9 protein-coding genes and 1 tRNA gene are annotated in these 10,747 nt (G+C 65.7%); all 10 read left to right on the forward strand.

The genetic code is table 11. The features are described from left to right. The first annotated feature begins 135 nt into the window (after positions 1 to 135). Complete coding sequence (locus tag ACP5E6_RS11725) at positions 136 to 1,635, forward strand: MmgE/PrpD family protein (protein ID WP_427954422.1); 1,500 nt, start codon at positions 136 to 138, stop codon at positions 1,633 to 1,635. 26 nt (positions 1,636 to 1,661) lie between these two features. Then, a complete protein-coding gene (gene prpC / locus ACP5E6_RS11730; protein WP_427954423.1) occupies positions 1,662 to 2,822 on the forward strand; it encodes a bifunctional 2-methylcitrate synthase/citrate synthase in 1,161 nt (386 codons plus the stop codon). After that, positions 2,819 to 3,739 (forward strand): methylisocitrate lyase, encoded by a 921-nt coding sequence (gene prpB, locus ACP5E6_RS11735; RefSeq protein ID WP_427954424.1) that lies wholly within the window; start codon positions 2,819 to 2,821, stop codon positions 3,737 to 3,739. Before prpC ends, prpB begins: the two co-directional genes overlap by 4 nt. Positions 3,740 to 3,761: 22 nt before the next feature. Beyond that, entirely contained in the window at positions 3,762 to 4,928 is a 1,167-nt protein-coding gene (locus ACP5E6_RS11740) for an acyl-CoA dehydrogenase family protein (protein ID WP_427954425.1), read from the forward strand. Next, the gene (locus ACP5E6_RS11745) at positions 4,925 to 5,974 is read left to right on the forward strand and encodes an enoyl-CoA hydratase/isomerase family protein (protein WP_427954426.1); all 1,050 of its coding nucleotides are present in this window, start codon (positions 4,925 to 4,927) and stop codon (positions 5,972 to 5,974) included. The genes ACP5E6_RS11740 and ACP5E6_RS11745 overlap by 4 nt, the downstream gene beginning before the upstream one ends. 32 nt (positions 5,975 to 6,006) lie before the next feature. Continuing rightward, positions 6,007 to 6,945: a 3-hydroxyisobutyrate dehydrogenase gene (gene mmsB / locus ACP5E6_RS11750; protein WP_427954427.1), complete on the forward strand. Its 939-nt coding sequence runs from the start codon at positions 6,007 to 6,009 to the stop codon at positions 6,943 to 6,945. Beyond that, the gene (locus ACP5E6_RS11755; protein WP_427954428.1) at positions 6,942 to 8,645 is read left to right on the forward strand and encodes an AMP-binding protein; all 1,704 of its coding nucleotides are present in this window, start codon (positions 6,942 to 6,944) and stop codon (positions 8,643 to 8,645) included. The genes mmsB and ACP5E6_RS11755 overlap by 4 nt, the downstream gene beginning before the upstream one ends. Continuing rightward, the gene (locus ACP5E6_RS11760) at positions 8,642 to 9,409 is read left to right on the forward strand and encodes an SDR family NAD(P)-dependent oxidoreductase (protein WP_427954429.1); all 768 of its coding nucleotides are present in this window, start codon (positions 8,642 to 8,644) and stop codon (positions 9,407 to 9,409) included. The genes ACP5E6_RS11755 and ACP5E6_RS11760 overlap by 4 nt, the downstream gene beginning before the upstream one ends. Positions 9,410 to 9,420: 11 nt before the next feature. After that, positions 9,421 to 10,596 carry an acetyl-CoA C-acyltransferase gene (locus ACP5E6_RS11765; RefSeq protein WP_427954430.1) on the forward strand — a complete coding sequence of 392 codons (1,176 nt, stop codon included), beginning with the start codon at positions 9,421 to 9,423 and terminating at the stop codon, positions 10,594 to 10,596. A gap of 59 nt (positions 10,597 to 10,655) precedes the next feature. Continuing rightward, a tRNA-Val gene (locus ACP5E6_RS11770) sits at positions 10,656 to 10,730 on the forward strand. Positions 10,731 to 10,747: the final 17 nt, after the last annotated feature.

Here is a 10,747-nt window from a genome sequence, read left to right on the forward strand (position 1 = left end):
CGACGACGGGCGTCGTTTGAGTGTGGCGCAACGCTCGGTTTCGCCGGCGGGGGTTGTGTTGCGATCGCGGCGGGGCGCATTGAGGGCGAGACGGTATTTTTGAAAACGATACAGAACCGAAAGAAATAAACCGCCATGAAACTGCATGAGGTCCGCGTCCATCCCTCGAAATCACTGCTCCGGCGCGAGGATCAGCTGGCGTGGAAAATCGCCGGTGTTGCGGTCGATCGGGTCGCGGTCGAGAAGGATGTGGCCGCGATGATCATCAACCGGATCATCGACAATGCGGCGGTGGCGATTGCCGCGATCAACCGCGGCCCGGTGGTGGCGGCGCGCGGCATGGCGCTTGGCCATGCGCGACGCGGCGGGGCGAGTGTATTCGGGTTGCCGGGACGCAAGACCTTCAGCCCGGAATGGGCGGCCTGGGCGAATGGCACGGCGGTGCGCGAGCTTGATTATCACGACACGTTTCTCGCGGCGGATTACGCGCATCCGGGCGATAATATTCCGCCGGTCCTGGCGGTGGCGCAGGCGATGGAGCGGAGCGGGCGGGATCTGATCCGCGGCATCGCGACCGGCTATGAAATCCAGATCGATCTGGTGCGGGCGATCTGTCTGCATGAGTTCAAGAAGGATCATATCGCGCATCTCGCCCCCGCCCAGGCCGCCGGCATCGGCGCGCTGCTCGGCCTCAAGCAAGAGGTGATTTTTCAGGCTGTGCAGCAGGCGGTGCATGTGAGTTTCACCACGCGCCAGTCGCGCAAGGGCGAGATCAGCTCGTGGAAGGCGTTCGCCCCCGCGCATGCCGGGAAACTGGCGATCGAGGCGGTCGATCGCGCGATGCGCGGCGAGGGCGCGCCCAGTCCGATTTATGAGGGCGAGGACAGCGTGATCGCCTGGATGCTCGGCGGCAAGGACGCCGTGTATCATGTGTCGCTGCCCGAGAAAGGCGAGACCAAACGCGCGATCATGGACAGTTTCACCAAGGAGCATTCGGCGGAATATCAGAGCCAGGCGCTGATCGACCTCGCGTTCCGGATGCGCGGACAGATCGAGGATTTCGGTGCGATCGAGAAAATCGTGATCCACACCTCGCATCACACCCATTACGTGATCGGCACCGGGGCGAATGATCCGCAGAAAATGGACCCGAAGGCCTCGCGCGAGACGCTCGACCACTCGATCATGTATATCGTTGCGGTCGCGTTGCAGGATGGCGTGTGGCACCATGTCGAGAGCTATGCGCCGCAGCGGGCGCAGCGGGCCGACACGGTGGCGCTGTGGCACAAGATCGAAACGAGCGAGGACCCTGAGTGGACGCGGCGCTACCACAGCAACGATCCAAACGAGAAGGCCTTTGGCGGGCGCATCGAGATCCGGTTCAAGGATGGGTCCACCCTGGTCGATGAACTCGCGGTCGCCAATGCGCATTCGCTTGGCGCGCGGCCGTTCGGGCGGGATGATTACATCCATAAATTCCTGACGCTGACCGGCGGCATTATCTCCGCGCGGGAATCGGCGCGTTTTCTGGAGGCGGTGCAGGAATTGCCGAAACTGCCCGCGGGCGAGTTGGACCGGTTGAACGTGGCCTTGCCGGGGGGCGCGTTGGGCGAGAGCAAACCGGGGCTCTTTTGAAATCCGAACATCGGGAGGAGGCGGCGATGAACGAGGTGATGGCACCGAAGCCGAAGAAATCGGTGGCCCTGTCGGGCGTGACCGCCGGGAATACGGCGTTGTGCAGCGTCGGGCGGACCGGCAATGACCTGCATTATCGCGGCTATGACATTCTCGACATCGCGGAGAGCTGCACGTTCGAGGAGATCGCGCATCTGCTGGTGCATGGCCGCTTGCCGAGCCAGAGCGAGCTTGATGCCTATCGGAACAAGCTGAGGCGGTTGCGGGGGATTCCGGCCTCGGTGCGGCGGGTGCTCGAAGCGATGCCGGCGGCGGCGCATCCGATGGATGTGATGCGCAGCGCGGTCTCGGCGCTGGGCTGCGTTCTGCCCGAGGCGCATGACCATAACGTCGCCGGTGCGCGTGACATCGCGGACCGGTTGATGGCGTCGCTCGGCTCGATGCTGCTCTATTGGTATCATTACGCGACCAATGGCCGGCGGATCGAGGTTGAAACCGATGATGCGGGCATCGGCGGGCATTTTCTGCATCTGCTGCATGGCCGGGCGCCGGATACGGTGTGGGTGCGGGCGATGGAGACCTCGCTCATTCTCTATGCTGAGCATGAGTTCAACGCCTCGACCTTTGCGGCGCGGGTGGTCGCGGGGACCGGGTCGGACATGTATTCGGCGATCACCGCCGGGATCGCCGCCTTGCGCGGGCCGAAGCACGGCGGCGCGAACGAGGCGGCATTCGAGATACAGAAGCGCTATGCGACGCCCGATGAGGCGGCGGCGGATATTCGCCGCCGGATCGAGGCGCGCGAGGTGATCATCGGGTTTGGCCATCCGGTCTATACCGTGGCCGATCCGCGCAACGTCGTGATCAAGCGGGTAGCCCGCGCGGTTTCGGAGCAGGCGGGCGAGATGAGGATGTTTGCGATCGCTGACCGGATCGAGGCGGTGATGCGCGAGACCAAGGGGATGTTCGCCAATCTCGACTGGTTCAGCGCGGTTTCCTATCACATGATGGGGGTCCCGACCGCGTTGTTCACGCCGTTGTTCGTGATCTCGCGCACCGCGGGGTGGAGTGCCCATGTGATCGAGCAGCGGATCGACAACAAGATCATCCGCCCGTCGGCGAATTACATCGGGCCGGAGGATCTGGCGTTCGTGCCGATCGAGCTTCGCGGCAAGGAGGGGGCATGACCTATCTGCGGGGCGATGATCTGCCGGCGCGGCCGGCGGGCGAGCGGTTTCGCGCACTGGTGGAGCGGCCGGGGATTTTGCGGATTCCCGGCGCGCATAACGGGTTGGCGGCACGCCAGGCGATGCGGGCGGGATTCGAGGCATGCTATCTGTCGGGTGCGGCGATGACGGCCTCGATGGGGTTGCCCGATCTTGGCATCATCACGGTCGATGACGTGGGTTTCTTTATCCGCCAGGCCGCGCGCGCCTCCGGCCTGCCGGTGCTGGTCGATGGCGATACCGGCTATGGCGAGGCGCTGAACGTGATGCACATGGTGCGCAGCTTCGAGGATGCCGGTGCGGCCGCCGTGCATATCGAGGATCAGGTGCTGCCGAAGAAATGCGGTCATCTCAACGACAAGAAACTGGCCAGCCCGCATGACATGGCGGCGAAAGTGGCGGCGGCGGCCCATGCGCGGCGGCATTTATATGTCATCGCGCGGACCGATGCGGCGGCGAGCGAGGGGATGGACGGCGCAGTCGCGCGGGCGCGGCTGTATGTTGAGGCCGGGGCGGATGCGATCTTTCCCGAGGCGCTGCACAGTGCCGAGATGTTTCGCGAATTCGCCCGCCGGATGCCGGGCGTTCCATTGCTCGCGAATATGACGGAATTCGGCAGCACGCCGTTTTTCACCGCCGCCGAATTCGAGGCGATGGGGTACCGGATGGTGATCTGGCCGGTGACCTCGCTGCGGGTTTCGGCCAAGGCGGTCGGCAAACTCTATGACGCGATCCGGCAGGATGACGGGGCGCAGAATTGCGTCGAGGCGATGCAGACGCGCGCGGAGCTTTACGAGACGATCGATTATGCCGGGTTCGAGGCGCTTGATGCCACGATCGTCAAGACCATCGTGCCGCAGGGGATGCCGCAGAACTGAACGAGAGGGCGCGATGGAGGCCATGACCGAGGGGGACGCGGCGCCGCAATTTGAATTATCCGCCGCACAGCAGGCGATATTCGAAATGGCGCGGGGCTTTGCCGATACCCGGCTGGCGCCGCGGGCGCTGGAGTGGGATGAGCGGAAAATTTTTCCGATCGAGGTGATCCGCGAGACCGCAGCACTCGGCATGGCGGGGATTTATGTGCGCGAGAGCAGCGGCGGCACCGGGCTGAGCCGGTTGGACGCGACGTTGATTTTCGAGGCGCTCGCTACCGGTTGCCCGACGATTGCGGCGTATATCTCGATTCATAACATGGTCGCCTGGATGATCGACCGGTATGGCGATGCGGAGCAGCGGGCGCGATTCCTCCCCGATCTGATCAGCATGAGGACGCTGGCGAGTTATTGCCTGACCGAGCCGGGTTGCGGCTCGGATGCCGCGGCGCTGACCACGCGCGCGCGCCGGGACGGCGATGCGTATGTGCTGGACGGCACCAAGCAATTCATTTCCGGCGCCGGTGCGACCGATCTTTATCTGGTGATGGCGCGGACCGGCGGCGCGGGCGCGGGGGGCGTGTCGTGCTTCATCGTGCCGTGCGATGCGGCCGGGCTGTCGTTCGGCGCGAACGAGCGCAAGATGGGGTGGAACGCGCAGCCGACGCGTCAGGTTGTTCTGGACGGCGTGCGGGTGCCGCGCGCGCTGCGTCTGGGCGGCGAGGGGGATGGGTTTCGGATCGCGATGAGCGGGCTGGATGGCGGGCGGCTGAATATTGGCGCCTGCTCGCTCGGCGGGGCGCGGAAGGCGCTTGAGCGCGGCATCGATTATGCCGCAACGCGCCGGGCGTTCGGCCGGCGGCTCGATGAGTTTCAGGCGTTGCAGTTCAGGCTCGCGGATATGGCGACGGCACTCGAGACGGCGCGCGTGATGCTGTGGCATGCGGCGGCGGCGCTCGATCGCGGCGGGCCGGCGGCACGGCAACTCTGTGCCATGGCGAAGCGCGTGGCGACGGACAATGGTTTCGATATCGCCAATCAGGCGCTGCAACTTCTCGGCGGCTACGGGTATCTGGCCGATTACGGGATCGAAAAGATCGTGCGGGATTTGCGGGTGCATCAGATTCTGGAGGGGACCAATGAGATCATGCGGTTGATCGTGGCGCGCGGGCTGATCGGGGAGGGATCATGAGCGACGCTGATGTGCTGATCCGGGTTGTCGGCCGGTGGGGTCATATCACGCTGAACCGGCCGCGCGCGTTGAACGCGTTGAGTTATGCGATGTGCTGCGCGATCGATGATGCGCTGGTGGCCTGGGCCGGGGATGCGGCGATTCTCGGCGTGCTGATCGATGGCGCGGGCGAGCGCGGATTTTGCGCGGGGGGGGATATTCGCGCGCTCTATGCGGCGGTGCGCGGGGGCGATGCGGCGCTGGCGGATGGGTTTTTCGCGCGCGAATATCAGCTGAACGCCCGGATCGCGACCTATCCGAAACCGTATATCGCGTTGATGGACGGCATCACCATGGGGGGTGGGATCGGGTTGTCGGCCCATGGATCGCACCGGGTGGTGACCGAGCGGAGCGTGCTGGCGATGCCGGAGGTCGGGATCGGGTTCATTCCCGATATCGGGGCGACGCATCTGCTCGGCCGGGTGGCGGATGGGTTGGGCACTCATGTGGCGCTGACCGCGATGCGGTTGGGCGCGGCGGATGCCCTGGCGATTGATCTGGCGGATCATTATGTCGCCGCCGCGCGGCTCGAGGAGCTGCGGCGGTTGGTGCTCGGCGCTTCGTCGGTGGCGGCGGCGGAGGCGGGCATTGCGTCCTGCGCGGCGGCGGCGGGGGCGAGCGCGCTGATGGCGGCGCGGGACTGGATCGGGGCGTGTTATCGATACGAAACGGTCGCGGAGATTCTCGGCGCGCTGGAGGCGGCGGGTCCGGCCGGGCGGGCGGCGGCGGCGGTGATCCTGGCGCAGTCGCCGACTTCGGTCATGCTGACGCTGCGCGCCTTGCATGACGCGCGGGGCTATGCGGCGCTGAAACCCTGCCTGCAACAGGAATATCGCGTCGCGGTGCGCTGCATTCGGGGACATGATTTCATGGAGGGCGTGCGGGCCGCCGTGGTCGATAAGGATCGGACGCCGCATTGGCGGCCGGATCGTCTGGCGGCGGTCGATGCGGCGGCGATCGCGGCGCATTTTTTATCACTTGGCGCGGCGGAGTTGCGGTTCGACTGACAAAATTCGCGGACAAAAATGCGTGGACAAAAATGCGCGGGCACATCGGCGCGGGCAAAGATCGGGGGATGGAGATGGCGGTCATCGGGTTTATCGGTCTGGGCAACATGGGGTTGCCGATGGCGTCGAATCTGGTGCGCGCGGGGCATGAGGTGCGCGGTTACGATACATCGCCCGATGCCCGTGACGCAGCGGTGGCGCGGGGGGTGAGGATTATGGCCGAGGCACCGCATGCCGCGACCGGCTGCGCGGCGGTGATCACCATGCTGCCCTCGGGGGCGGCGGTGCGCGCTGTTTATGCCGAGGCTTCGGGGGTGTTGCGGGCGGCGCCGGCCGATTGTTTGATGATCGATTGCTCGACGATCGATGTCGAGTCGGCTTGTGCGGCGCATGCGATGGCGGGGCAGGCGGGGAAGCGATCGATCGATGCGCCGGTGTCGGGTGGGGTGGGCGGTGCCGCCGCGGCAACGCTGACCTTCATGGCGGGCGGGACGGATGATGCGTTCGGCGCGGCCCGGCCGGTTCTGGCCGCGATGGGCGCGCGGGTGGTGCATTGTGGCGCCGCCGGCGCCGGACAGGCCGCGAAAATCTGCAACAATATGATTCTCGGGATTTCGATGATCGCGGTGAGCGAGGCTTTTGCGCTGGCGGATCGGCTTGGCTTGTCGCGCCAGGCATTATTCGATGTGGCGGCGAATTCGTCGGGCCAGTGCTGGTCGTTGACCAGCTATTGCCCGGTGCCGGGTCCGGTGCCGGCGAGCCCGGCGAACCACGGGTATCGGCCTGGTTTTGCGGCGGCGCTGATGCTGAAGGATCTGTCGCTGTCGCAGGCGGCGGCGGCGCAGAGCGGCGCGGTGACCGAACTCGGCGCCCATGCGATGCGGCTGTACCGGGACTTCATCGAGGCGGGGCATGGGGGCGATGATTTTTCCGCGATCTTTCGGATGATCGCGGAGCGCTCGGTGTCATGAGCGGATTCGCGCGGGCGCGGGATTGTCTGTTGGCGCATCGGGAGGATTACGAAGCCGCCTGTGCGGCGTTTCGCTGGCCGGCACCGGTGGCGTTCAACTGGGCGCTCGACTGGTTCGACGCCGTGCTGGCGCGGGATGGCGCGTTGCGTGATCGGCCGGCGCTGCTGATCGCTGATACCGTGACGGGGCGGGACGAGCGTGTCGGGTTTGCTGAAATGGCGGCGCGGTCGAACCGGACCGCGCATTTTCTGCGTGCGCAGGGGGTGCGGCGCGGCGATCGGATCGTACTGCTTCTCGGCAATATCGTGCCTCTGTGGGAAATCATGCTGGCCGCGATGAAGCTGGGCGCCGTCGTGATTCCGGCGACGACGCTCCTCACGGCGGCGGAATTGCATGATCGGGTGACACGCGGCGGGGCACGGTTCGTCGTGACGACGGCGGATCAGACCGGCAAATGTGACGGGCTTGGTGTGGAGACGATCAATATCGTTGTGGGGGATGGCGAGGTCGATGGGTGGGTGCGCTACGATCCGTCACGCGGTTCGGATGTGTTCGCGCCGGATCGGCCGACCCTGGCGGATGATCCGTTGCTGCTTTATTTCACGTCGGGAACGACGGCGAAGCCGAAACTCGTTCTGCACTCGCATTATTCCTACCCGGTCGGCAGTCTTTCGACCATGTACTGGATCGGGGTGCGACCCGGCGACGTGCATGTGAATATCTCGTCGCCAGGGTGGGCGAAACATGCGTGGAGCAGTTTTTTCGCGCCCTGGAGCGCGGGGGCGTGCGTGTGCATCATTGCCCAGCCGAAATTCGAGGCCGAGCGGTTGCTGGCGGAGATCGCGCGCTGCGAGGTTACCACGATCTGCGCGCCGCCGACCGTGTGGCGGCATCTGGTACAGCATGATCTGGCACGCTACCCGAACCGGTTGCGCGAGGTCGTCAGTGCTGGAGAGCCGTTGAATCCGGAGATTATCGACCAGGTCCGCGCGGCGTGGGGCGTGACGATCCGCGACGGCTACGGCCAGACCGAAACCACCGCGCAGATCGGCAATACGCCTGGCGCGGCGGTTAAACCCGGCGCGATGGGACGGCCATTGCCGGGTTACCTGGTCGGGTTGCTCGATGGCGCGGATGAGGTGGTGGGTGACGGTGAGGTCGCGCTGATGTGCGGTGCGGCGCGGCCCGCCGGGTTGATGCGCGGCTACGTCGATCCGGCGACCGGCGCCGTGTTCGGTGCCGACCAGCCCTGGTATCGCACCGGCGATGTCGCGAGGATCGACGGTGATGGTTATTTCACGTTCGTCGGGCGGGCCGATGATGTGTTCAAATCGTCCGATTACCGGATCAGCCCGTTCGAGCTTGAGAGCGTGCTGATCGAGCATCCGCTGGTGGCGGAGGCGGCGGTGGTGCCCAAGCCGGATGCGGTGCGGCTCGCGGTGCCGGTTGCGTATGTCGCGCTGATCGCGGGGGCGCCGGCTGACGCCGCGACGGCACGATCGATCTTCCGGCATTTGCGCGAGCGGGTGGCGCCGTTCAAGCGGATCAGGGACCTCGTGTTTGTCGCCGATCTGCCCAAGACGATTTCCGGCAAGATCCGGCGAGTGCAGTTGCGCGGCGGGGAGGCCGGGGGCTGCGCGATCGAGGGAGTCCGGTTCAGCGAGGCGATGGTGGCCGAGGACGGCGAGGCGATGTCATGAACATCGCGGGTTCGGTCGTGATCGTCACCGGGGGCGGTTCGGGTCTGGGCGCGGCGACGGTGGCGATGCTGATCGAGGCCGGAGCGCGGGTGGTGATCGCGGATGTCGATGAGCCGAAAGGCCGCGCCATCGCGGCGGGATTCGGGGCGGTGGCGCGCTTTAGCCGCATTGATGTGACCGATGAGGCCGATGGCGCGGCGGCGATCGCAGCGGCGGTGAACGGGTTCGGTGCCCTACACGGTCTGGTCAATTGCGCCGGCGTGGCGCAAGGCGAGCGCGTGCTCGGGCGCGAGGGACCGCATGATCTGGCACCGTTTGTCCGCACGGTGATGATCAATCTGGTCGGCACCTTCAACATGATCCGTCTCGCCGCGGCGGCGATGGCGGGCAATCCGCCCGATGACAGCGGGGAGCGGGGGATCATTATGAACACCGCCTCGATCGCCGCGTTCGATGGCCAGATCGGCCAGGCGGCCTATGCGGCATCGAAGGCTGGGGTTGTTGGCATGACCCTGCCGATCGCGCGCGAACTGGCGCGCTCGGGTATTCGGGTGATGACGATCGCGCCCGGCCTGTTCGCGACACCGATGATGGCGGGCTTGCCGCCCGCCGTGCAGGATGCGCTCGGCAGCACCGTGCCGTTTCCGCCGCGGTTGGGCCAGCCCGAAGAATTCGCCATGCTGGTGCGGCATATTTTTGAGAACACGATGTTGAATGGCGAGACCATCCGCCTCGATGGTGCGCTGCGCATGCCGCCGCGCTGAAGGAGACGTTCATGCATGACGATCCGGTAGTGATTGTTTCAGCGGCACGGACGCCGATGGGCGGCTTCATGGGGATGTTCAGGGATGTTGCCGCGCCGACACTTGGGGCCACCGCGATTCGCGCCTGTATCGACCGCGCCGGCATCACGGGTGTCTCGGTCGATGAGGTGATGATGGGCTGTGTGCTGCCCGCCGGACTAGGTCAGGCGCCCGCCCGTCAGGCCGCATTGGGGGCGGGTTTGGCACCGGGTGTCGGCGCCACGACGATCAACAAGATGTGCGGCTCTGGCATGAAGGCGGCAATGCTGGCGCATGACGCGATCATGGCCGGCAGCGCTGATGTTATTGTTGCGGGGGGGATGGAGAGCATGTCCAACGCACCGTATCTGCTCGATCGTGCGCGGGCCGGATACCGGATGGGGCATGGCAGCATCATTGACCACATGTTTCGCGACGGGTTGGAGGATGCTTACGAAAAGGGTCGCCTGATGGGCAATTTCGCCGAGGATTGCGCGCAGACCTATCGGTTTACCCGCGCGGCACAGGATGATTTCGCGCTGACCTCGCTGCGCCGGGCGGTTGCCGCCATCGAGTCGGGTGCCTTTGCCGGCGAAATCGTGCCGGTCGTTCAGGGCGGGGCGCTTCTTGCCGTCGATGAACAGCCGCCCAAGGCGCGGCCCGACAAGATTCCGAAGCTCAGACCCGCGTTCCGTGAGGGTGGCACCGTGACGGCGGCCAATTCAAGCTCGATTTCCGATGGAGCGGCGGCTGTGCTGCTGATGCGAAAATCGGTGGCGGCAGCGCGGGGGGTGACGCCGCTGGCAACCATTGTCGGCCACGCCACCTTCGCCCAGGCGCCGGCGCTGTTTACCACGGCACCGATCGGTGCGATCAACCGCCTGATGACACGCACGGGATGGCGGGTTGGCGAGGTTGATCTGTTCGAGATCAACGAAGCCTTCGCGGTGGTTGCGATGGCGGCGATGCGGGATCTTGCGGTTTCGCACGACAGGGTGAACGTCAATGGCGGGGCCTGCGCGTTGGGTCATCCGATCGGCGCATCGGGGGCGCGCATCCTTGTGACATTGCTCGCAGCGCTGGAACGCCACGACGCGCGGCGCGGTGTTGCGGCCCTGTGTATCGGTGGCGGCGAAGCGACGGCTATGGCGATCGAACGTATCGTGTGACGTCTGGTTCAGCCGGCTTGCACAACACCGCAAGCGAAGCTATGAGCGGGGCATCAAGTGGGCGCGTAGCTCAGCGGTAGAGCATCGCCTTGACATGGCGGGGGTCACAGGTTCAATCCCTGTCGCGCCCACCAATCTAATCAATGGGTTA

Origin of the sequence: Acidiphilium sp. (assembly GCF_049977125.1) — a bacterium.
Taxonomy (GTDB): domain Bacteria; phylum Pseudomonadota; class Alphaproteobacteria; order Acetobacterales; family Acetobacteraceae; genus Acidiphilium.

Excerpts from the sequence above, each read along its gene's own strand:
- ACP5E6_RS11745 (WP_427954426.1), top strand. The coding sequence starts at position 4,925 with ATGAGCGACGCTGATGTGCTGATCCGGGTTGTCGGCCGGTGGGGTCAT.
- ACP5E6_RS11725 (WP_427954422.1), top strand. The coding sequence starts at position 136 with ATGAAACTGCATGAGGTCCGCGTCCATCCCTCGAAATCACTGCTCCGG.
- ACP5E6_RS11765 (WP_427954430.1), top strand. The coding sequence starts at position 9,421 with ATGCATGACGATCCGGTAGTGATTGTTTCAGCGGCACGGACGCCGATG.
- ACP5E6_RS11755 (WP_427954428.1), top strand. The coding sequence starts at position 6,942 with ATGAGCGGATTCGCGCGGGCGCGGGATTGTCTGTTGGCGCATCGGGAG.
- ACP5E6_RS11740 (WP_427954425.1), top strand. The coding sequence starts at position 3,762 with ATGACCGAGGGGGACGCGGCGCCGCAATTTGAATTATCCGCCGCACAG.
- mmsB (WP_427954427.1), top strand. The coding sequence starts at position 6,007 with ATGCGCGGGCACATCGGCGCGGGCAAAGATCGGGGGATGGAGATGGCG.
- prpC (WP_427954423.1), top strand. The coding sequence starts at position 1,662 with ATGAACGAGGTGATGGCACCGAAGCCGAAGAAATCGGTGGCCCTGTCG.
- prpB (WP_427954424.1), top strand. The coding sequence starts at position 2,819 with ATGACCTATCTGCGGGGCGATGATCTGCCGGCGCGGCCGGCGGGCGAG.
- ACP5E6_RS11760 (WP_427954429.1), top strand. The coding sequence starts at position 8,642 with ATGAACATCGCGGGTTCGGTCGTGATCGTCACCGGGGGCGGTTCGGGT.